The organism is Commensalibacter papalotli (ex Botero et al. 2024), from assembly GCF_947179115.1.
Classification (GTDB): Bacteria; Pseudomonadota; Alphaproteobacteria; order Acetobacterales; family Acetobacteraceae; genus Commensalibacter; species Commensalibacter papalotli.
The window spans coordinates 236,205-258,659 of the sequence record NZ_CAMXCI010000001.1 but is presented as its reverse complement, the minus strand read 5'-3'; the positions used below and the strand labels follow the sequence as shown (position 1 = coordinate 258,659).

The window sequence follows — 22,455 nt, the reverse complement described above, 5'->3', positions numbered from 1 at the left end:
ATGCAAAAAATGATCCAAGAAACTTTATCACAGTTTCAAACCCATTATGGATATCCTGCGGAACTTGTTATTCAAGCCCCAGGGCGTGTTAACTTAATTGGTGAACATACAGATTATAATGATGGTTTTGTCTTGCCTTGTGCGATCAACTACAGCACTTTTATTGCCAGCAAGAAAAGAACTGATCATCAAGTTAATATTATTGCTGTAGATTTTGATGGAAAAGATAATTTTGATCTCAGTAAACCTATTAATAAATCCGAGCAAGGTTGGGCAAATTATGTCAGGGGCGTTTTTAAATATGTTCAAGAACTCCACTCTGACTTTACTGGAATAGATTTAATTATTCATGGAAACGTTCCTTTAGGCGCAGGGTTAAGCTCTTCCGCAGCGCTAGAAGTATCCATTGCGACCACGATTAAAACCCTTTATCATCTTCCTATTGATCCCAAAGTTTTAGCTAAAATTTGTCAAAAGGCAGAAAATAAATTCGTTGGTATGAATTGTGGAATTATGGATCAGTTTATCTCTACACTTGGGGAAAAAGATCATGCTTTATTGATTGATTGCCGTAACCTTGAAACACAATCCATTTCAATGCCAACCAATCTGTCTGTCGTGATTATTAACAGCAATGTTAAACATGGCTTGGTAGACAGTGAATATAATTTGCGCCGTCAACAATGTGAAGAGGCAGCACAAATTTTAAATGTTCCTAAATTACGTGACGCAACTATTGAATTACTCGAACAGCATAAAACAAAAATGAGCAATGTTGTATATCGTCGTGCCAAGCATATTATCACTGAAAATACCCGTACTCTGGAAGCCGCCAAGGCTTTAAGTGAAAATAATATCACAAAATTAGGAGAGCTAATGCAAGCTGGTCATCTCTCAATGAAAGATGATTTTGAAATTACAGCACCAGCGGTTGATGCCTTGGTTGATATAGTAAAATCAGTCTTAGGTAATAAAGGTGGTGTCCGTATGACTGGAGGTGGCTTTGGAGGATGTGTTGTGGCCCTTGCCCCTCATGATATGATAGAGCCTATTAGAAAAGTTGTTGAGAAAGAATATTACGCACAAACAGGTTTAAGAGAAAGCTTTTATATTTGTCATGCCATGAATGGAGCAGGAAAAGTTTCTGTATAACTCTTTTAAATCAGACAGGATAAGATCTTACTTATCCTGTAACCATAATTCATAATGTGAAGGCCATTCCGAAGCAGGCGTGTTAGGTTTTCCAAGAGCAAATCCATGTCCGCCTTTAGGATAACGATACATTGTGACTGGCACGTGATTTCTGTCACAAATTTCCTTCATAATTAAAGTATTTTGTGGGGAAACAACAGGATCATTTTCTGCTTGTACTAAAAAGAATGGTGGAGAATGAGGTGTTACATAATTTTGAATTGACCACTCTGCATTTTTCTCATCAGAAGCTTTTCTGCCGACCAAAACATGATGAGATGAGGTCGTATCATAAGGTTTTTCAATGGTAATGACTGGATAAATTAATGCAGCTTTATCAACAGTAGCTGGCAAACTATCTACCTCATCTTGAGGTTCATAAGATTGAAATTTAGATTTTACCGCCGCCATTCCCATTAAATGCCCCCCCGAAGAAAACCCAAGAAGACTTACTTTTTTTTCACGTTGCTTCATGATACGTATAGCACGTTGTGCATCTTGTAACGGTGCCAAAGCATCTGCTTTCCACCCCTCATCGGGCAAACGATACGTCAATATATATGCCGTATATCCACGTGCTACCAGCCACTCTGCTGCTGGGCGAGATTCTAAGCGTATAGCTATGCGTTTATATCCTCCTCCACCTGCGATCAGAACGCCATGACCATTAGGACTTGGGGGTGTCATAATGGTTAAGGTTGGAACCCTAACATTACTGACCGATCCATTCATAGACAGTGTCATTTCACCAACAGGCCCACCACCACCAGGAGGCGTTCCAGGCCATAACCGAATAGTCTTTTCTGTATATTGCAACTTGGCAGCAAATACTGGCTTGATGCCTAATAGCATACTGGCAGTTACACATCCTATTAAAAATTGACGACGGTTCATACAAAAATAACTCTGAATAATTTATACTTGCTAAAAATAATATACTTAATTTTATTTTTTTTCTTTTTCAATAATTATTAATATAGAATCAACTATTAAATCAATAACGCTAGGATCATACATAAATGAACTAAAACATAAATCTTGTTGACCATCTCTTCTACTTTTTACATCAGATACACGGATACCAAGACTCTCTAATTCCGTAATTAAACGTAACAAGTCTTTATCAGATACTTTTTTTGCTTTGATACATGATGCGGAGTATTTAGATATAGATTGTGTTAAAATTCTATCCGTTGAAAATCCACGCTCCAGCGTGCCAATTTTTTTACTTATTTCTCCCAACTGCTCGACAATATAATCCTGCCCAGACACTTCCTTTTGATCTAATTTAGCAACTGTAAATTCTCCGAAATGCTTTAAAAATGGACTATAAGCACCCTTTTTATTAATCGCTTCTAATTGAGTTTTAATCTTACCTACCAATCGTTCTTTAAACGCATTAATTTTGATATAATTTAAATCTCTGGGATATTCTAAATGCTCAATGGGTGACGTATCAAAAGAATAAGACGTGCAATCATCTTTGATAATAATGGTTGGTTTATCAAAGGCCAACCGCATTCCAAGCTCAAACATAACATTCGGGTTTTTACCACTCACATCACAAATTATAATGGGATTATGATATAAATTATCAATGATACGTTTTTGAATGATTCCTACCTCATCCGCATAACTGACAACATCCCCTTTTAGTCCAGAACTTTCGATAACCTCTTTTAAAATAGATAAAACTTCTGACCAATGGGATTCATGACAACCATCAATGGTTGAAATAGGCATGATAATTCCACATTGCTGTTTAGTTTTACTCATTCTCATACTCCCAGATTAAATAAGATAAAGTTCTTTAAATTAAGGAACTTTATCGCCATAAAAACTTACTTTTCTGTTTCAACAAAACACGTTAATTGTGCTGAACCCAAAGAGTGAAAATGCGTATTAAAGCCAACAAATGCTGGGGATACATCTTTGGTGATATCGAGTTTTTCAACATCCATTGCATGGATCGTTATAATATAACGATGTTTGACCCCAGGAGGTGGTGCAGCACCGCCATATTCATAAAAACTAAAATCATTACGAATTTGTATGGAACCCTCTGGCATTTTTTTGGAAGATGCACCTTCGTCAAGGTGAGTTACCGTTGCTGGAATATTTGCAACCACCCAATGCCACCATCCTGATCCCGTTGGTGCATCTGGATCAAACATTGTTATGACAAAACTTTTAGTGCCTTTGGGTGCATTTTCCCAAAACAAAGAAGGCGATAAATTATCTCCGTCTTGGCCCATGCCATTAAAGCGTTGTGCTTTTGGCATAGTATCACCTTCTTTATAAGAATTACTCCATAATTTAAACATTGTCCGATCCTTTTCATAAACTTTATGACATAAAATCTTATCATAAACCTCATGATTTAATCAGAATTATCTTTGAGAATTATTCCACAACAGAAAAATGATAAACTGTTTTTTGATCGTAAACTTCACCTGGTTTTAATATTGTCGAAGGAAAATTCGGTTGATTAGGACTGTCTGGATAATATTGAGGTTCAAAAGCAATACCTTCACACTGACGATAAGCTTTACCAGAATATCCTTTTAAATTACCTTTCAACGCGTTTCCTGTATATACCTGCATTCCTGGTAACGTTGTATATAGATCTAATTTTCTGCCACTGGCAGCATGAACTAATTTAGCGGCAGGTCTTACTTCTTTACTAACCTTACCATCAACAACCCAGTTATGATCATATCCAATTGCTCTGTATAGCTGTTCAAAATTATCACGAATATTGGTGCCAATATGAGTTGATGCTCTGAAATCCATCGGGGTATTGGCAACAGGTGCAATTTCACCAGTCGGTATCATATTTTGATCTACTGGCGTATAATGACTACAGAATAATTGAAGAGTATGATTTTCAATAGAGCCATTCCCCTCACCTGACAAATTAATATAGCTATGATTTGTTAAATTAACGACAGTTGTTTTATCAGTTTGTGCTTGGTAATGAATGGTAAATTCATCATTGTTATTTAAACTGTAAATGACACGAACGGATAAATTTCCTGGAAAACCTTGATCTCCATCCTCACTAAGTAACGATAGAGATACAGAAACTTGTTGATCATCTTGAGGTAAAATTTCTGCCTGCCAAACACGTTTATCAAAACCTATTTTACCACCATGTAAACAATTAGAATTCTCATTTAGTGATAAATTATAGCTTTTACCTTCGAGAGAAAATTTACCTGCAATACGATTACCATAACGACCTATCAATGCGCCAAAATAAGGCCTAGGGCCAGGATCATTCTCATATTGCTCTAGTGTTGAGAATCCTAGAACGACATTTTCAAAATGTCCCTTATTATCAGGAATTAACAAAGAAGTAATTGCACCCCCAAATGTGAGAAATTTGACTTCTATACCTTTGGCATTTCTGAGTGTAAATTCTTTAACAATCTCACCACCACTGGTTTTACCATATTCTTGTTCCTGAATAGAAAATTGACCGCGAGCCATGATAATTTATCCTTTGTTTCCACTATCGTTATAGAATAGATTAATTATGACTCAGCTTTGCTAATTACTGTTATATAATTTACATCACAATAAAGTGATCAATATCTATTTAAACTTTAACATATGAAATTATTCTTGCCCGTTATCAATTTAAAAAAATGGCAGTGGTTATATGCACCCAGCAAACCTGCATTGGGATTTGCATGTAGAACAGGAGTTACCTCTATTGTTGCTCTATATATTGCTTTATGGATGGAGATGAGCTCTCCTTTTTGGGCTCCCTTAACTGTATGGATGGTATCCCTTTTAACCCCAGAAGAAAGCAATGCAAAATCTCGTTGGCATTTGTTTGGTACAATCTTGGGAACAATCGCCGCAGTAACGTCGGTCGTGATTTTCCCTCAACAAGCATCCTTATTTATGATCACGCTTGCTTTTTGGGTATCGTTATGCTGCTTTTTGGCAACGCTCCTTAATAACTATCGCGTTCATGGGATGCGCGTTTCTGCTTTTACATATGCTTTGATTGCTATTGATGCCATTCCTAATCCTAATCAAGCTTTTGATATTGCTATGGCCAGAGCCTCCTATATTATTCTCGCTATTATTCTTCAAAAGACTGCGACTTCTATTTGTGTAGGAGGTCAAAGAACGATACAAATACAATGGTTACAAGACAATCTAGATCAAGCCATCAGTAAAACTTGCTTTGTTTTATCAAGCTTTTTCAAAGGAAATATTTCTATCTTAGAAGATAATAAAAATATTTTTTCTATTTTTTATAAACTTAATCAACAATCTGAATTTACAGACATGGCAATTGCTCCACACAGTCATCTTGGGGCACATGGCAGAATGATATTGGCAATCGCTAATAACATTTTATTTAAAACTTTTTGTTTACAAAAACTAGCTCCAACCAGAAATACAAACAACACTATTCAAGATTTACCAAAAAAAGCAGCTATTTTTTTTACAGAATTACCTGATTTAATAAAAAGCAATACCAACGTTAACGACACATTAAAAAGAATTAAAGAAGTTAGAAATAATATATACAAACAACTTCTTAAAACTGCAGAATTTTTGCTCAATTTGCAGGATAAAACTATTTCAAAAGAAGAATTATTGTTTGCGGAGTTATCTATTGTTTATGATTCTTTATCTCATTTAGAATATATGTTTATTCAACTTAACAATCATACAAAAAGTAAAAAAGCAACCTATTATAACTATCGAATTAACACCTATAGAAATTTGAGAAAATCACTCAGCAATGGGCTGCGTGTATTTATCTCTATTATTTTAGCATCGATTATATGGCAGGTTACAGCATGGAGTAACGGAATGTTATTCGTCATGTATGTTGCGATTATCTGTGCGATTACCTCAATTGCGGATCGCCCAGCAAAAGCAGCTAAGCATTATTTAAATGGTGCTGTATATGCCATATTAAGCATTTTTTTGATCAATTTTATATTAATCCCACCTGTCAGCAATTTTGAAATATTAACCATTATTGTTCTACCTTTTATGTTTATTGCTGGTTTAGCATCTTGTAACCCAGCAATAGCACTGACTGGTATTGCTTATAATTTTTTATTTTCTGTATTAATCAGCTATAATAATCAAAGTCGTATTAACGAAATAACATATTTTAATCTTTGCCTAGCTTTGATCTGCGCCATTATTTTTACTTGGTTAATGTGCCGTTTGATTTTTCCCATTAATGACACAAAAGAATATTGCTTTACCTGTAAACAAATGATTTTAAATTTGAGCAATCTTCCCAATAAATATATTTTACCTTCAACACAAAAATGGATTGATCAACAAATCAGTAATCTTGTTTACCTTATTGACGATACCAAAAACCTACCAAAAGAAAATCAGAATATTTACTTTTACGGAGCACAATCCATTATTTTGACAGGCGTTCAAATTATTCAAATACGCATTTTCTTGCAACAAGAGAAAAATCTTCCTGTTGAATTAAAAAATATCCTTAACTCTTTATTATATCAAATTCATATTCTTCCTAAGCTATTGAATACACAATCTATAGATAAAGATTATCAAAGATTTAAAGAATTTCTTGTCAAAGATGAAAACGCTTATCTAAAGCAAACTCTATTACCAATTTTATCTTCTATTTGTATAATCAAGAGCCAATTAAACAGTTATAAAAAATTCATAAAACTATTTTCATTGTCTCAAAAAAAATATTTTAAATTATAAAATCAAAATTTACTTCTCAGTATTATGAAAATTCAAAGCTGACTTTTGATTTTTTCAAGCAATAATCCTCTAGCATTTGGCAAAGGTTTGTTCTTTAAATAAAAAATATGCTTTTCTAAAAAGTAACCAGTTAAGCGTAACCCGTCATGCCAATCTTGTAAATTTCCTTGGTTCTGATCATCAATAAACAAAGCAGGCAAAGGTAATAAACGAGGCTTCCACTCTCCTGCCATTTCTTCTGTTACGACTTTTCCTGTTTTAGGGGAAACCCAATAAGAAATACCCGTTCCATATTCCTTACAAACAGAAAAATCCAAACCATATCCCAACTCTGCCAACAGCATGACTTCCCATCGAAGAAGTTGAGACAAGGCTTTTTCTTCGGCTTCCTGAGGATCTAGTGTCAGAAACGTCAATATCTTAAATAATAAACGTGCAATATCAGGTACAGACTGTCTTTCAATTAAACTGCCCTCAGCAACGGCACATATCGAAGATAAAATGGAAAAAGCAAAAGGAAATGATGCCAAAGAAGCAAAATTAGCTCTGACAAGCTCGCCTTTGAAATGACCAAGCTGATCTTGTAACCTTGCAGACCACTCTGCTGCAATAAAATTACCCATTTGCCAGACTGAGGAATTTTTACGAGCCCCCATTGCTCTCACTACGCCACGATATAATCCATGATCTAAGGACAGAACACTGACAATTCCATCGATCTCGCCATAATACCGTGTGCTTAGGATAATAGAAGGAGAAGACCATTCAAGCATGAATAACTTCTCCTCCCTTTATCGTCAGATTAGCCTTTAGCAGCCTGAGCAACTTCAGCAGCAAAATCTGTTTCTTCTTTTTCAATGCCTTCACCAAGGTGGAAGCGTTCGAAAACAACTAGCTTAGAACCACTTTTCTCAACAACAGCTTTAACTTTACTTTCGCCGTCATGAATCCAAGTTTGTTCAAGTAACACGACTTCTTCATAGAATTTGCGGATACGACCATCAATCATTTTTTCAATGATATTATCTGGTTTACCAGAAGCACGAGCTTGTTCTACAAAGATCGCTTTTTCACGCTCTAATTCTTCAGAAGATACTTCTTCAATACGCAATGCAATTGGACGAACAGCAGCAACTTGCATTCCGATTTTACGACCTAGGTCTTCAAGATCAGCAGATGCTGATGGTGCTTCAAGAGCAACCAATACCGCAATTTTACCAACAGTTGGACGAAGTGCAGAATGAACATAACTTGCAACAACACCAGAGCCAACTTCGAGAACGCTTACGCGACGAATGGTCATGTTTTCGCCAATAGTCGCAATCAAAGAAGTTAAGTTCTCAGCAACAGTTTTACCATTATCCATGGTTGCATTTTTTAATGCTTCGACGTCATTCCCTGTTGTTAATGCAACTTTTGCTGCATCTTCAACAAATTGTTGAAACTGTTCGTTACGCGCAACAAAGTCTGTTTCAGCATTGATTTCCACGATGGCTGCTTTGTTACCTGCAGTTGCAACACCAACAAGACCTTCAGCCGCAACACGACCTGATTTCTTAGCCGCAGTAGCAAGACCTTTAGTACGTAACCAGTCAATTGCTTCTTCAACATTTCCAGCAGTTTCATTCAGTGCTTTTTTACAATCCATCATACCAGCACCGGTTTTTTCGCGCAGTTCTTTGACTAACGCAGCTGTAATTTGTGCCATATTTTTCCTCTTTTTTAAATGCAGAGGCGTCCCGATAGTTCGAGACGCCCACTTATCACTATTCAGACAAAGTTATTGGTTTTGTCTATATCAAATCAAGTTTTGATAACTATGATAATTAAGCTGGGATTTCAGATGTTTCTTCAATAGAAACTGTTTCCATCATTACTTCAGGAGGCAGTTCTTCTGAAGCACCAAGATCTTGACCTGAAGCACCTAGTTCAGCAGAAATACCATCTAAAACAGCACCAGCTACAAGCTCACAGTAAAGATTGATAGAGCGTAATGCATCATCATTTCCAGGAACAGGATAGGTAATTCCTGCTGGATCAGAGTTACTATCCAAAACAGCAACAACAGGAATACCCAGTTTATTTGCTTCTTGAACAGCTAGTTTTTCTTTGTTTGTATCAATAATGAAAAGAATGTCTGGAAGACCTCCCATTTCTTTAATACCGCCCAAAGAACGTTCCAATTTTTCACGCTCACGTGTTAATTGTAGAACTTCTTTCTTTGTTAAACCTGCTGTATCGCCATCAAGGGTTTCTTCTACATGACGTAAACGTTTAATGGAATTAGTAATAGTTTTCCAGTTGGTTAACATTCCGCCCAACCAGCGGTGATTAACATAATATTGACCACAACGTTTTGCAGTTTCAGCAACGCTTTCTGCTGCTGTACGTTTTGTTCCAACAAAAAGAACACGTCCACCATTAGCAACGGTATCACGAACAGCATTCAATGCGCGATCCAACATAGGAACGGTTTGTTGCAAATCGATGATATGAACCTGGTTACGAACCCCAAACAAAAATGGAGCCATTTTTGGGTTCCAACGACGGGTATGATGTCCAAAATGAACACCAGCTTCTAATAATTGACGTAGGGTAAAATGTGGCATCGCCATTTGACGTGCATCCTTTCTTTCTGGTTAAACCTCCGTAAAGCGCCGATCCATATTTCAGGCACCAGTGGCAAAGACTTTACGTGTGAATTTATCGAGCAATTTCGATAGAGTTTATATGAAAGAATTTCCGAAAAAAATCAAGTAATTATTTAAAGATATGAAGAATAATCTGCATCATTAATAATATATTCCTTCTAAATTTTATTTTTAAAAAAACGTAATAATCAACTCATGCAAAACAAAGATAATCTAAATAGCCAACAATGGTATTTCCAAGATTTGTAACACTTAGTTCACCATGAACACCACAATACAAACGAAAATTACATCAATAACACGAATTAAAAAGTTAACTTTAAAATGAATGAGCTCGCTAATAAATCATATCCATAGTCTAAGAATATATAAGATTTCCTTAACGGTGAATATACTCCAACAAAATCTGACCGTAACGTTCAATTTTACTGTCTCCAATTCCTTTTACATTTTTCAATGCTTCTATATTCTGAGGGCACGTTATTGCTATTTCTCGTAAAACCGCATCATGAAAAATGATATAAGGAGGAACTTCTTGCTCTCTGGCCTCAGATAAACGCCACAATTTCAATTGATCAAAGATATGTTGCTGTTCTTGAGAAAGTTCTATTTGCTGTGGATAAGCATGCGTTTTCTCAGAGCGAACCTGAACAATATCCTCTCTTAAGTAAAGCTGTTCGTTGCCTTTTAAAAGTGGCAACGCTTTGTCTTGATTAAGAAACAAGTTAGAATGTTCTGCCCCTTGCCTTAATGCATCTTTGGCCATTAATTGTCGGATGACAGCACGCCAAAACTGATTGGGTTTATCTTTACCAATACCAAATACAGGCAACTGATCATGTTGATAATTATCAATATGATCACTCTTTTTTCCTCTTAAAACATTAATAATGTGTATAGCACCAAAACGTTGGCCAGTTCTATAAACCGCTGATAACACTTTTTGTGCGGCAACCGTACCATTAAACAAAGAAACAGGATACTTACAATTATCACAATGACCACAAGGTTCTTGTAACTCTTCACCGAAACAACGCAGTAAAATCTGTGTTCGACAATCTGTTGTCTCAGCGAATGCGATCATGGTATTTAATCTTGACCTAGCAATTCTTTTTTGTTCTTCATTACTGTTGGATTGTTCTAACCAATAACGAGCCTTAACTATATCCTCACCCCCATAGAGCAATACAGTTTCTGCTGGATCACCATCCCTGCCCGCACGGCCAATTTGTTGGTAATAGTGCTCTGGTCCTTTGGGCATATCCAAATGCACGACCAATCTTACATCAGGGCGATCAATTCCCATACCAAAAGCAATCGTAGCCACAATGATAACAGGCTCTCCTGAGCGAAATCGCAACAATACCGTTCGTTTTTCAAGAGCAGATAAGCCTGCATGATACGCCAAAGCCGTAAAGCCACGATCAACAAGCATAGCCGCAATGCGCTCTGCTTTATTACGGCTACCACAATAAATAATACAGGCTTCTTCTGAATGTTTTTGTAAAATCGTTAAAAGCTGCTTTGTTTCACCTTCCTTAGGTATTGCTCTAATGAATAAATTAGTTCGATGAAAACTAGCCTGTAAGATTTGAACATCTGGCATACCCAAAGAAACAATAATATCTTGCTTGGTCGTTGGATCTGCTGTTGCTGTTAAAGCAATTCTGGGAACGCCTGGAAATTCTTTGGATAAATTTGTCATTAATCGATATTCAGGGCGAAAATCATGCCCCCACACTGAAACGCAATGCGCCTCATCAATAGCGATTAATGATAATGGGATTTTCTTTAAAAATCGTAACATTTCATCAGAAAGCAATCGTTCTGGTGAAATATAGAGCATATCAAGTGATCCACTGAGCATATCTTGACGAATAGTCGTCGCTTCTTGAGGTTCTAGTTCTGAGTGTAAAGCTCCTGCATTAATACCCAGCTGGCGTAAGGCAGCGACTTGATCGTTCATTAATGCGATAAGTGGGGAAATAATTAACCCCATACCTGCTCTGCATAAAGATGGGATTTGATAACAAATGCTTTTTCCACCCCCTGTCGGCATTAACAACAGCACATCTTGACCTTGCATAACAAAATCAATGGCTTGTTGTTGTAAACCTCTGAAATGTTCATATCCGAAAACATGTTCCAGAACCCCTTGGGGGGTGATACCCTTCCTTATTGAATCTTCGTCATTTAATAAAGAAGGTAATATCATAAATCAGATCAGTTATTTAACTTCAATTTCAACGCGACGCGCTGCAATTTGGCTTTGTCTTTGTTCTGGTTGTTGTGCTTTGTCATCAACACGACTTTTATCAATACCCTCGGAAACGATTTGTTGTGCAACTGCTTGTGTGCGTTGAGCAGCCATCATTTCATCCAAGGATAAATCACCATAAACTGCTGCATATCCCTCTACATAAACTTTTTTCTCTGGAAAGCTTTTTGCATATCTTACTGCTTGATCAATTGTTGTCATTGCAGCATCATCCAATTCACTGGAAGCAAATGGAAAAAACACCACATAAGTTCTATCATTATTAGGTGTTAAATTTGATGGTTGTGAACAAGCCGCCAGCATAAAAGAGCCAAATATAATTGGTAAAAAACGACGCATTTAATTTTCCTTAACTTTAAAGCACAAAGCTATAATAACTTACCTCGTAACATACCCACATTTTAACATAAAAAATATAAAAATTTTTTTAATTTAAAGAAATCAAACGAGTGTCAGATAAACGCCATACTTTATCAAGCTTTTCCACGCCCGTAAGGCGATGAGCAATCAAAATAATAGTTCGATTAGAGGCAACCTGATTTAAAATATTAAAAAATTCAGCCTCTGTATCTGCATCAAGTCCTGTTGTGGGCTCATCAAGTAACAGAATCGGTGCCTTCGATAGTAAAGTTCTGGCCAACGCAATACGACGTCCCTGCCCTCCAGAAACCTTTATACCACCTTCACCCAACCAAGTATCCAATCCATCAGGCATAGCTTTAACAACATCAGCAACCGCAGCCTCGGACAAAGCCTGCCATAACTCATCATCAGTTGCCTGAGGATGGCTGAGTAATAAATTTTGACGAATCGTATCATCAAATAAATGCGTATTTTGTGAAAGCCAAGCAATTTTTGTGCGTACAGAATCCTCGCTTATAAGGGCAATATCTTTCCCCCCTAGGGTAATATTACCTTCTTGAGGTACGATGACCTTTAACAACAATGCTGCTAATGTCGATTTACCCGCACCTGAAGGGCCGATAATAGCCACTCTTTGTCCTTGAAGGATTGTAAGGTTTAAATCACGATATACAAAAGGTTGATTCTTATCCCACTGAAATCCTAAATGATTAAACTGAATATCTGTTTGCTCAGGAGCTTGCTCTGTCCCTTTGGGAATATTATTAACATGATCTTGATTAACGCCAACTACACGCGTTGCAGCATTAATAATTTGACCCGCTAATCCACCAGCTCGGGTTAAAGGAATCACGACTTCAAAAGCAGTAATAACTAAAAATAAACAAACAACAATATGAGCTGCACCTATTCCGTGAAAGCCAATATTTAAAGCTGCCGCTAAAACAAGTAAAACAGCTATTTGACTTAATACAAAAGAGATAAAACTCATCAAAGCTATTTTCTTAGCCTGATGAAATTGCTTATAAAATAGTACCTTTTCTCTATCTTCTAATAAATCCTCAATACGGCTTTCAGCACCAAAGGCACGAATTTCCCTGAGACCGTGAATAAAATCCAAAACACTTATTCTGAGCTGTGCGACAGAGTGCAGCAAGGTTTGTCCATGTTTTTTGGTAATTAATGCTGAAATAATAGGACAAACAAAGCCTGCCAGAAAATATAATCCAGCAACACATACAGCCAAAGGTATGTGAATAGACCCAATAATAACTAGTAAAACTATGAATGTTAATATTGACCCCGCAAAAGGTAACATTAACCGTAAATACAAACCATCTAACGTCTCAATATCAGAGACAAGACGGGACAAAACGTCTCCACTGTGACGAAAACCCAGGCCTGCTGCTGCCCCTTTGGATAGTTTAGAAAAAAACCAAACTCGAAGATCAGCAATCGCTTTGAACATTACATTATGAGTGTATAAACGCTCTACATAACGCATGCACAGGCGTCCGCCACCTAGCATTTTTAAGAACACAGAGCTGATAATCGCCATTCCCATCGCTGCAAATGCGATCTTACCTCCAGCAGAAGCCATTAAGGTCAAACCCAAAGCCAGTGCAATTAAAGAGAAGACAATCCCTATCATTAACGAAACGAAATGAGGTTTCCAAATTTTAAAAATTTGCTGAAAAGCTGCTTTGGGTGTTTCTTTTTGTGCCAAAGGATCTTGAAATTCAGACATCTTATTTCACCTCTGTCTGAGCAATAATATGCCCATGATCAAGTTCAATATGATTTCCCTTGAGTTGTTGTCCCAAAGCAGAATGTGTTGCCATAATAACGGTTCTGTTTTGTGCTAAATCAACCAAGCTCTTGAAAATATCTTGTTCGGTAACTGGATCTAAATGTGCTGTTGGCTCATCAAGGAATAATAAAGACGCATTTTTAAGATAGGCTCTGGCGATTGCTACTCTTTGTGCCTGCCCTCCCGACAATCCATATCCTCCCTCACCAATCACAGTATCAAGTCCTTTTGGTAAAGCTTCTAAATATTGATCAATTGCTGCGGCTTTTACGGCTTTTTGTAGTTCTTCTTGTGTTGCATCAGGTTTTGCAAATAGGATATTTTCTTTGATAGTTCCTAGAAATATAACAGGTTTCTGACCAATCCAAGCCGTTAAATCAGATAGTGAATTATGATTAATCAGAGAAGCATCTTGACCATTGAATAAAATCTTGCCTGAAGTTGGTTTAATAAAACCTAGTAACATACTGATAATTGTAGATTTTCCTGCACCAGACGCCCCAATTAAAAGCGTTGTGCTATTCGGTGCAACTTCAAAACTGATCTGGTCAACTGCACGCCCTCTTTTTTCATCCCAAATATACGAGACGTTATCAAAAACAATACTAACAGGTTTATTTTTAGATAAAATTACTGTTTTTTCTACCTCATGACCAATCTCTGGCAACTCAACCGCTGAAGCCGCTGCACCTGTTAATTTCGCTTTGTCTTGGTATGCTAGGGCAAGGCTACGTAAGGGTGCAAAAAAATCAGGAATGATTAATAAAGCAAATAAAGCATGAACTACTGGAATTGTGACTGCACCTTGTTCAGCAGCTGCAAAATGTCGCACATCCATGATCGCAACCAAAATAATAGCGACAATCATAGCACAATCAATTGAGGCCGAAGATAAAAAAGCCACGCGCAACACTTTCATCGTCCTAAACCTGAGCTCATTTGCAGATTGCGCAATCTTTTTTGCTTCATCTTCAGCTCTACCAGCCAAGACAATTGTTGCAATTCCTTGAATACGGTCCAAAAATCGAGCTTGCAAGCGTGTCATTGCTAAAAATTGTTGTCTTGCCGCAACGGCAGCGCCGATACCAAAAACTGCTTGTGCAATTGGTACCATTAATCCGCATACCCCTATTACCAAAGCTGCCCATGGTTGAACAAAATAAACACAAACTAAAATAATTAACGGGGATACTAGCCATAATACTGAAGCAGGAAGCCATCTGGAAAAATAACCATCCAAAGACTCTACCTGATCGACAATTAAGGTTGCCAAGCCACCCCCTGATTGTCGATATAAAATCGATGGACCAATTTGCATAATTTGTTGAACAAAATCTTTGCGTAACCGATGACGCGCTTTTAACCCAATTTTAGCACTTAATAAATCTTCGCTATAAATAATCATCCCTTTGATTATAAATAAAATAACAAAACTAGCTAGTAATATAGATGGATCAAACCCAAGAGAAAACAATAAAGAAGGAACCAGTAAAATACCCAGGATTTGCGCAACACAACATGCCAATGCAACAGCAATAAAGCTGGATATAATTCCCAATATTATAAGTGGCAAAACTGCCTTTTTTCCAATTCTAGTTTGCTGTTTCGTCCAATTTTTAATTTTTGCTTTATTATTTTGCATGTAAATCCGCTTTGTCCAATCCACAAGACCAAGTGTTTATAGGCGTTTAACTATGGTTCTATCTATAATTAGCCGACCTAACAAGTAAAATTTATTTTTTTACTGTTACTAAAATAAAACAACTAATTTACTTTCAAACATTAATGCTTTTAAAAAATAAGTCTCATGTGTTAAACAATTATTTAATTCATAATTTAAATGAAACACAAATATCATGATGAATAATAAAAAAATAACGGTTGTTTTACCTGCATATAATGCGGCTCAGACATTACAAAGAACTTTTGATGAGATTCCTCAAGATCTTATAGATGATATTATTCTAACTGATGATGCAAGCAAAGATGAAACAGCTAAAATCGCCCAAAAGTTAAATATTTATACCATTATTCATGCCAAAAACAAAGGATATGGTGCAAATCAAAAAACCTGTTACAAAGCCGCTTTGGAAAGAGGGGCTGATGTCGTTATTATGTTACATCCTGATTATCAATACAGCCCTAAATTATTGAGAGCTATGGTCAGTATGTTAACTTCAGGCCATTATGATGCTGTTATTGCCTCTCGTATTTTGGGAAAAGGTGCTTTGAAAGGTGGAATGCCACTTTATAAATATATTGCCAATCGTGGCTTAACATTTATTCAAAATATTTTACTTAACACTAAGCTTTCAGAATACCATACAGGATACAGAGGATGGACCAAAGAAGTCCTAAAAGCCTTGCCTCTTGATCGCTGTTCAGACGATTTTATCTTCGACAATCAGATGTTAGCACAAGCTATTAATCAAAATTTTAGTATTGGGGAAATTTCTTGCCCAACTAAATATTTTAAAGAAGCTTCTTCTATTAACTTAAAACGCAGCACTATTTATGGGCTGGGCGTATTAAAGACATCAATTGAGTATCGGTTACATAAATTGGGGCTGATTTCAAATACACTATTCAAAAAATAAATTATTATGTCTCAAAAAACTTCTAAAAAATCATTTTGTTTATTTATCATTTTTTTGGTCGCGATTAGCATAATTGGAGCCTGGATCTTAATCAGTCGTAATACAGATACTCTTCATCAATTAATAGAATTCTATCAACAAAGAAAACAAGCCTCTACCCTCAAAGAGCTTATTATCAGCGAAATTATACAAGTTATTATTGCCTTATGTGGCGTATTACCTGCATCCACTGCTGCTTTTGGTTCTGGTGCTTTGTATGGTATATTGCAGGGGTTTATCCTTTCTGCTATTGCCACCTTGATTGGCGCTTTTATTTCGTTTTATCTTAGTCGCTCTATCTTTAGATCGTTTATAGAAAAATTTTTAAAACGATCTTCAAGAATGCAAAAACTGGATAATTTACTTCATCTTGATGGTTGGAAACTGGTGTGCTTATTACGTATTTCACCCATTATGCCTTTTGCTTTAACCAGTTATGCTTTGGGGTTGACGTCTATTTCTGTAAGAGCTTATCTCATTGGAACTCTTGCTTCTTTACCAGCCTTGTTTGGTTATGTCGTCATGGGGCATATCGCCAGCACAGAAGTTACTTCTTTACAAACACAACATATTGCTTCTATTAAACATCTATTATTAGCCATTGCTTTTATTGGAACAGGACTACTAATTTGGCATTTAGGAAAAATTGTCAATAAAATTATCAAACTCCCTGACCCTAACTAAATAAATTTAAAACGTATTTTATCTTTTAGTATATAGTGAAAGTCTTATATTTTGTCTGGCAATATATTAGATAAACGCAGTAATCAAACCAGCCTCTTGCTATTTGTTTATATATTATTTCTTTTTATTCGTGCTCCTGATATCTTTACTCAAGGCCGCTTTTGGGCAGAAGAAGGATATATATTTTACGCTAATGCTTATAATATGAGCCCCTTGAACGCTTTATTTGTGGTTTTTGGTGGATATATTAATCTAGGTGCCAGCGGCGCCACCTTAATTGCCAGATATTTATATATTCCTTTAGAATTCGCACCTTACTTTACAATCTTTGTTGGATTGGTTGTTCAAATCACTCCTATATATTTGTTATTAACAGCTAGAGATGAATGGCTATCCCCTTTTTACGTTCGATTACTGGCAACTTTATTGCTATTATTCGTTCCAGAATCCTCTGAAATATCTTTACAAAGCCTTCATCTTCAATTTCACCTTGCGTTGGCCTGTACAATCATAGCATTCTTAAAAACGGACATCAAAAATAAACGTTACTTTAAGCTTTTTTTACTTTTTTTTGCCCCTTTATGTGGCTTACTCCCTGTTGTTCTTATTCCGATATTTGTTGCAAAATCTTGGCTAGAAAAAGAAAATTTACGTAATGAACAAACTATTGCACTTGTATTAGGCAGCTCAATTCAACTTTCTTTTTACTTATTTAACTTAGTACATAAAATCGATATTGATAACTTTGCAATCGTACGTCAACGCCATTTTTCTTATAATGATTTTTGTAGTGTTCTATATGTTAGAGATATAATCTTTCCATTTTTAGGGCATCGTTATCACGTGTCTATAGGAATTATGGCCAATATATTTCATAAAGTTGAGGCTCATCAGATTTCAATAAAAGCCTGTTTAATTTCAAGTTTTTTTATTATTTTTATCTCCAGTATTTTCATCAAATATTCCAAAACACGCAAAGGATTACTTTTTTTTATCACAGCTATACTGATGGTTTGTATTTCCATTTATGGTGTTGTTGGTGGCACAATTCAATTAGTTAATCCTTATTTTACAGAACGCTATGCATTTCTCAGCCAAGCTTTATTCGCTCTAATGCTTCTTTATTTTTCTATAACATTACCCAGAGCAGGAAAAATTGTAGCTAATGCTACTATTATATGGGTGCTTATCGTTGGTTCTTTTAATTTTTTTCAACTGCTGCCTGAAGCTAAAGATGGCGCTGGACATGTTTGGAGGCAAGAGTTAGAAAAATGGAGAAATGATCCTGAATATCACCCTAAAATCTGGAGTAGTGGTTGGTATATGGTTATACCCAAACAACTATCTACACACACGGCACCAAAAAATAATTAGACATTCTGATGAAGATAACTATTCAAAATTATTATGACAAAAAAAAATATCAAACTTTTTTCCTATTATTAGTAATAGCCTGTATCCATATAACGCGCTCACCAGAAGTTATCATTGAAAGTCGTTTTTGGGCAGAGGAAGGCGGATTTTTTTTAAATGCTTGGCTAAGCAATCCTATAAAATCGCTATTTTTCTCTTATGGTGGTTATCTAAATCTTCCTGTTAATGGAGCAACACTTCTTGCCAAATGGTGTGTACCTTTAAAATACGCGCCTTATGTCACTATGATAATAGGCCTATTATTTCAACTTTTACCAACTTTTCTGATTTTAACCGCCAAAGATAAATGGCTGAGTTCTTTTAAAATCCGTTTGTTAGCCGCTTTATTACTTCTTTTCGTTCCTGAATCCCTGGAAATTTCATTACAAAGTTTACATATTCAATTCCAGTTAACCTTAGCAACTGCAATTATTTTAATACTAGATACCCAGCCAATACATCAAAGATGGTTTAAATTAAGTATTCTTTTTTTAACCGCTCTTTCTGGTGTAATAAGCATTATTTTAATTCCTCTATATTTATGTCGCTGCCTTATTGATAAAGACCGTCCTAGAATAGAGCAATTCTTAACATTGCTTGTTGGTAATATCATTCAATTTTCTTTTTTTTATACCTCTTTTAATCAACGCCAATATCATACGTCCTTTATAGATTTTCTAAGTATTTTCTTTGCTAAAGATATATATCTTCCGTTATTTGGTAATAATTCTTTATCAAATCCTTATCTATTATATTTACAATCATTAGTTAAAAATCAGCAACTACCTATATTTGCCTGTAGTGTAAGTATATTTGTTTTGCTGCTCCTAATATATTGTTTTTATAATTATCCGAGAACAAGGCTTGCTGGCTACTTGTTAATTAGCGCTTTATTGAACCTTGCACTTTCCACTTTTGGAGCAATCGGTCCAAGTTACTGGTTTTTTGAACCTTATTTTAATCAACGTTATGCTTTTATAAACCAATCATTAATGTGTCTATTATTGGTTTATTTTATTTATTCTCTACCTAAATTGGGGAAATATTTTTGTATTACTTTAAGTATTTGGTTATTAATTGCCAATACTTATAATTATTATCATTTTGTCTCGCATTCTTATGGTGTCCCCCCGTGGAGACAACAGATAAAATTAATAAAACAAAATCCCAATATTAATATTGCAATATGGCCCAAAGGGTGGTTTATAAAAATACACTCTGACTGAAATTATATTCATTAAACATATTCAAAGCTTTAAATATGCCATCATTCAAACGTAACCGCTCTATCCAAACCATTGCGCTATTGTTCTTGTTTGTAATCATAATGTGCTTACGTGCACCAGACGTGTTTTTATATGGGCGCTTTTGGGCAGAAGAAGGGTATATTTTCTTTTACAATGCTTGGACTATGTCTCCTCTACAAGCATTGTTTCATCCTTTTGCTGGCTATTTAAACCTTTCTACAAATGGGGTCACCCTGATTGCAAGATGGTGTATTCCTTTTGAGTATGCACCTTATTTGACAACAATTATTGGAATTTTATTCCAACTGTTACCTTTGTTTTTACTCTTAACTGCAAAAGATGAATGGCTTGTCTCTTTTCAAGTAAGATTATTTTTAACTTTATTGCTGCTCTTTGTTCCTGAAACAGCAGAGACATCTTTACATAGTTTACATATTCAGTTTCAATTAACTTTGGCTTGTGGTGTTATCCTCATTCTTCAACCCAGTTACTCTTATCAAAGATGGTTAAAAATAATCATTTTACTGCTAGCAGGGCTTTCTGGTTTAATGGTTTTTGCTCTTTTACCTATTTATGCGATACGTTGCTGGATCGATAAAAATAAACTTCGGATTGAACAATTTTCAATTTTATTACTCAGTTGTTTAATACAGTATTTTTTCTTCTATGAGAAAGTAGACGGTCGCCTTCATGCGTTCTTTGTAAGTGATTTTTTGAATATTTTCTTTATTCATGAACTATATATTCCCTTTTTAGGTAATAATTCCTACACAGTGCCATATATGGCGTTTTTACATGATCATATGCATGATCTATATGCATTCGTATTCCCTTGTGTCATTGTGGCTTTATTCATCACAGGTATAATTTATATTTTTTATAAAAACGCAACGACAAGATCCGCTATATTCCTTTTCCTAGCGGCTTTAACACTTTTTTGCATTTCTATTATCGGATCAATCGGGGATAGAAATAGCTTTTTAGTTCCATTCGCTAATCAACGTTACGTATTTATCAGCCAATCTTTATTATGTATTATGCTTGTTTACATAACATATCATTTACCTAACGCAAGACGAAAAATTGGCAAAACAATTATTTGTTGGTTAATTTTTATTGGTGGAATTCATTTTTTTACACAACCAGCATTCATTGTCAAAGCACCTAAAAATTACTTATCTTGGCAACAGCAAGTAGCATTATGGAAAAAAGATCCAGACTACACTTTCCAAATATGGCCTTCTAATTGGATCCAAATAAAACTTCCTGTAAAAAAATAATCAAAAGACCTAGAAATGACAAAACAAACTTTTAATAGCATACAGGCACTTCGTGGTATCGCTGCTTTATTAATATGCTGTGTACACTGCATCACATCTAAAATTGGATCTAATGAAAATACCCACTCTATCATTGCGGAATTAGGACGTATCTTTATATCTATTGGTAATTGGGGTGTTGATTTATTTTTTATTATTAGTGGATTTATTATAACTTTGTTAATTTTTAAAACAAATGAGTGCTCCTTTAAGAATGCTTTTTGTTTTTTAATTAAAAGATTTTTCAGAATTTATCCTCTTTTTTGGATTACTATATCTGTAGCTGCTTACATAACATTTCTAATCGGTTATCGCGGTATTGAATTTCAAAAATTATATGATTTCAAAGTTATATTATTATTAGCACATATTTATCCATTTTTAGGCGTAGCATGGACTCTTTCTTTTGAAGTTTTTTTCTACTTGGGTGTATTCTTATTTTTATGTTTTTTTAACAAAAAATACTTCATTCAATTTTTATTATGTTGGGGAGGAATTCTTTTTATATTTATAATCCTCCATCATAATAATATATTCACTTTTAATTATTATACTATGACAGACCCCAGAGTCTTAGAGTTTTTTATAGGAGGCTTACTTTTACCTATTTTAATTAGAAGAAAAAATGTTTTCTATGATAAATATATAAGTATTACATTTGGAGCAATAGTAATTCTTATTGGTGCATCAAATGCTTATGTAAATGTTCCTAAACACGCTTACCTTGGATATTGGGAGATTGTATATTTGAATGGATTTGGTTCAGCATTGCTCTTATATGGTTTTGTTGGATTAGAATATCATAATAAAATATATATACCAACATCTCTAAAAAAACTTGGTGATATATCTTACTCTATTTATTTATGGCATTTTCCGATAATAGGACTAAGTCTTCTAATAAATCTTAAGTTAAACTTCTATCAACATTTACCAATTATTTATCATTCTATTATAGAAATAATAACAACTATTTTAATTAGTATATTGAGCTATTATATGATTGAGCGCCCCAGCATTCATTACTCTCAACGACTTTCTTTTAAAATACTATCAAAAAACAAAGTTGGAAATTAAATATTTCAATATAAACTTTTTACTATATTAAAAATATAATATCTGACATTAGGTTC

At 35.2% G+C, this 22,455-nt stretch carries 19 protein-coding genes; 8 read left to right on the top strand and 11 right to left on the bottom strand.

Annotation, left to right across the window (positions count from 1 at the left end):
* Positions 1-1,152 (top strand): galactokinase, encoded by a 1,152-nt coding sequence (gene galK / locus QMN76_RS01185; RefSeq protein ID WP_282065620.1) that lies wholly within the window; start codon positions 1-3, stop codon positions 1,150-1,152.
* A 27-nt stretch (positions 1,153-1,179) separates the two neighbouring features.
* Here galK and QMN76_RS01180 read toward each other — a convergent pair whose 3' ends face one another.
* The 4 genes from QMN76_RS01180 to QMN76_RS01165 form a co-directional block, all read right to left on the bottom strand.
* On the bottom strand, positions 1,180-2,085 hold the full coding sequence (locus QMN76_RS01180; RefSeq protein WP_282065619.1) for an alpha/beta hydrolase: 906 nt from the start codon (positions 2,083-2,085) through the stop codon (positions 1,180-1,182).
* A gap of 51 nt (positions 2,086-2,136) precedes the next feature.
* Positions 2,137-2,967 (bottom strand): hypothetical protein, encoded by an 831-nt coding sequence (locus tag QMN76_RS01175; RefSeq protein WP_282065617.1) that lies wholly within the window; start codon positions 2,965-2,967, stop codon positions 2,137-2,139.
* A gap of 65 nt (positions 2,968-3,032) precedes the next feature.
* On the bottom strand, positions 3,033-3,515 hold the full coding sequence (locus tag QMN76_RS01170; RefSeq protein WP_282065615.1) for a kinase inhibitor: 483 nt from the start codon (positions 3,513-3,515) through the stop codon (positions 3,033-3,035).
* 79 nt (positions 3,516-3,594) lie between these two features.
* Positions 3,595-4,683, bottom strand: coding sequence for an aldose epimerase family protein (locus tag QMN76_RS01165; RefSeq protein ID WP_282065613.1), 1,089 nt, complete (start codon positions 4,681-4,683; stop codon positions 3,595-3,597).
* Positions 4,684-4,806: 123 nt separating this feature from the next.
* On the opposite strand from QMN76_RS01165, the gene QMN76_RS01160 reads away from it, so the two are divergent.
* A complete protein-coding gene (locus tag QMN76_RS01160) occupies positions 4,807-6,921 on the top strand; it encodes an FUSC family protein (RefSeq protein ID WP_282065612.1) in 2,115 nt (704 codons plus the stop codon).
* 32 nt (positions 6,922-6,953) lie between these two features.
* Here the strand turns inward: QMN76_RS01160 and recO are convergent, their stop codons facing one another.
* The 7 genes from recO to cydD all read right to left on the bottom strand — a co-directional run bounded on the left by recO (position 6,954) and on the right by cydD (position 15,665).
* Positions 6,954-7,694, bottom strand: coding sequence for a DNA repair protein RecO (gene recO / locus QMN76_RS01155; RefSeq protein ID WP_282023131.1), 741 nt, complete (start codon positions 7,692-7,694; stop codon positions 6,954-6,956).
* Positions 7,695-7,723: 29 nt separating this feature from the next.
* Complete coding sequence (gene tsf / locus QMN76_RS01150) at positions 7,724-8,629, bottom strand: translation elongation factor Ts (RefSeq protein ID WP_034337374.1); 906 nt, start codon at positions 8,627-8,629, stop codon at positions 7,724-7,726.
* Between the two features lie 118 nt (positions 8,630-8,747).
* Entirely contained in the window at positions 8,748-9,536 is a 789-nt protein-coding gene (rpsB, locus tag QMN76_RS01145; RefSeq protein ID WP_034337377.1) for a 30S ribosomal protein S2, read from the bottom strand.
* A 415-nt stretch (positions 9,537-9,951) separates the two neighbouring features.
* The gene (gene recQ / locus QMN76_RS01140) at positions 9,952-11,787 is read right to left on the bottom strand and encodes a DNA helicase RecQ (RefSeq protein WP_282023133.1); all 1,836 of its coding nucleotides are present in this window, start codon (positions 11,785-11,787) and stop codon (positions 9,952-9,954) included.
* A gap of 12 nt (positions 11,788-11,799) precedes the next feature.
* On the bottom strand, positions 11,800-12,189 hold the full coding sequence (locus QMN76_RS01135) for an OmpA family protein (protein ID WP_034337380.1): 390 nt from the start codon (positions 12,187-12,189) through the stop codon (positions 11,800-11,802).
* Positions 12,190-12,277: 88 nt separating this feature from the next.
* Positions 12,278-13,960, bottom strand: a complete 1,683-nt coding sequence (gene cydC, locus QMN76_RS01130) for a thiol reductant ABC exporter subunit CydC (RefSeq protein WP_282023135.1) — start codon at positions 13,958-13,960, stop codon at positions 12,278-12,280.
* Position 13,961: 1 nt separating this feature from the next.
* Positions 13,962-15,665 (bottom strand): thiol reductant ABC exporter subunit CydD, encoded by a 1,704-nt coding sequence (cydD, locus tag QMN76_RS01125; protein ID WP_282023136.1) that lies wholly within the window; start codon positions 15,663-15,665, stop codon positions 13,962-13,964.
* Positions 15,666-15,879: 214 nt separating this feature from the next.
* Here cydD and QMN76_RS01120 point away from each other — a divergent pair, with 214 nt between their 5' ends.
* From QMN76_RS01120 to QMN76_RS01095, 6 genes are read left to right on the top strand one after another with little or no spacing between them, the layout of a single operon-like run.
* Positions 15,880-16,620, top strand: a complete 741-nt coding sequence (locus QMN76_RS01120) for a glycosyltransferase family 2 protein (protein ID WP_282023138.1) — start codon at positions 15,880-15,882, stop codon at positions 16,618-16,620.
* A gap of 6 nt (positions 16,621-16,626) precedes the next feature.
* Positions 16,627-17,343, top strand: a complete 717-nt coding sequence (locus QMN76_RS01115) for a TVP38/TMEM64 family protein (protein ID WP_282023139.1) — start codon at positions 16,627-16,629, stop codon at positions 17,341-17,343.
* 51 nt (positions 17,344-17,394) lie between these two features.
* Positions 17,395-18,717 (top strand): hypothetical protein, encoded by a 1,323-nt coding sequence (locus QMN76_RS01110; protein WP_282023140.1) that lies wholly within the window; start codon positions 17,395-17,397, stop codon positions 18,715-18,717.
* An 8-nt stretch (positions 18,718-18,725) separates the two neighbouring features.
* The gene (locus QMN76_RS01105) at positions 18,726-19,982 is read left to right on the top strand and encodes a hypothetical protein (RefSeq protein ID WP_282023141.1); all 1,257 of its coding nucleotides are present in this window, start codon (positions 18,726-18,728) and stop codon (positions 19,980-19,982) included.
* A gap of 35 nt (positions 19,983-20,017) precedes the next feature.
* The gene (locus QMN76_RS01100) at positions 20,018-21,283 is read left to right on the top strand and encodes a hypothetical protein (RefSeq protein ID WP_282023142.1); all 1,266 of its coding nucleotides are present in this window, start codon (positions 20,018-20,020) and stop codon (positions 21,281-21,283) included.
* Positions 21,284-21,298: 15 nt separating this feature from the next.
* Positions 21,299-22,399 (top strand): acyltransferase family protein, encoded by a 1,101-nt coding sequence (locus QMN76_RS01095; RefSeq protein WP_282023143.1) that lies wholly within the window; start codon positions 21,299-21,301, stop codon positions 22,397-22,399.
* Positions 22,400-22,455: the final 56 nt, after the last annotated feature.

Bases quoted from the DNA above. Each gene is read 5' to 3' on its own strand.
- galK (WP_282065620.1), top strand. From the start codon at position 1: ATGCAAAAAATGATCCAAGAAACTTTATCACAGTTTCAAACCCATTAT.
- QMN76_RS01180 (WP_282065619.1), bottom strand. From the start codon at position 2,085: ATGAACCGTCGTCAATTTTTAATAGGATGTGTAACTGCCAGTATGCTA.
- QMN76_RS01175 (WP_282065617.1), bottom strand. From the start codon at position 2,967: ATGAGTAAAACTAAACAGCAATGTGGAATTATCATGCCTATTTCAACC.
- QMN76_RS01170 (WP_282065615.1), bottom strand. From the start codon at position 3,515: ATGTTTAAATTATGGAGTAATTCTTATAAAGAAGGTGATACTATGCCA.
- QMN76_RS01165 (WP_282065613.1), bottom strand. From the start codon at position 4,683: ATGGCTCGCGGTCAATTTTCTATTCAGGAACAAGAATATGGTAAAACC.
- QMN76_RS01160 (WP_282065612.1), top strand. From the start codon at position 4,807: ATGAAATTATTCTTGCCCGTTATCAATTTAAAAAAATGGCAGTGGTTA.
- recO (WP_282023131.1), bottom strand. From the start codon at position 7,694: ATGCTTGAATGGTCTTCTCCTTCTATTATCCTAAGCACACGGTATTAT.
- tsf (WP_034337374.1), bottom strand. From the start codon at position 8,629: ATGGCACAAATTACAGCTGCGTTAGTCAAAGAACTGCGCGAAAAAACC.
- rpsB (WP_034337377.1), bottom strand. From the start codon at position 9,536: ATGGCGATGCCACATTTTACCCTACGTCAATTATTAGAAGCTGGTGTT.
- recQ (WP_282023133.1), bottom strand. From the start codon at position 11,787: ATGATATTACCTTCTTTATTAAATGACGAAGATTCAATAAGGAAGGGT.
- QMN76_RS01135 (WP_034337380.1), bottom strand. From the start codon at position 12,189: ATGCGTCGTTTTTTACCAATTATATTTGGCTCTTTTATGCTGGCGGCT.
- cydC (WP_282023135.1), bottom strand. From the start codon at position 13,960: ATGTCTGAATTTCAAGATCCTTTGGCACAAAAAGAAACACCCAAAGCA.
- cydD (WP_282023136.1), bottom strand. From the start codon at position 15,665: ATGCAAAATAATAAAGCAAAAATTAAAAATTGGACGAAACAGCAAACT.
- QMN76_RS01120 (WP_282023138.1), top strand. From the start codon at position 15,880: ATGATGAATAATAAAAAAATAACGGTTGTTTTACCTGCATATAATGCG.
- QMN76_RS01115 (WP_282023139.1), top strand. From the start codon at position 16,627: ATGTCTCAAAAAACTTCTAAAAAATCATTTTGTTTATTTATCATTTTT.
- QMN76_RS01105 (WP_282023141.1), top strand. From the start codon at position 18,726: ATGAAGATAACTATTCAAAATTATTATGACAAAAAAAAATATCAAACT.
- QMN76_RS01100 (WP_282023142.1), top strand. From the start codon at position 20,018: ATGCCATCATTCAAACGTAACCGCTCTATCCAAACCATTGCGCTATTG.
- QMN76_RS01095 (WP_282023143.1), top strand. From the start codon at position 21,299: ATGACAAAACAAACTTTTAATAGCATACAGGCACTTCGTGGTATCGCT.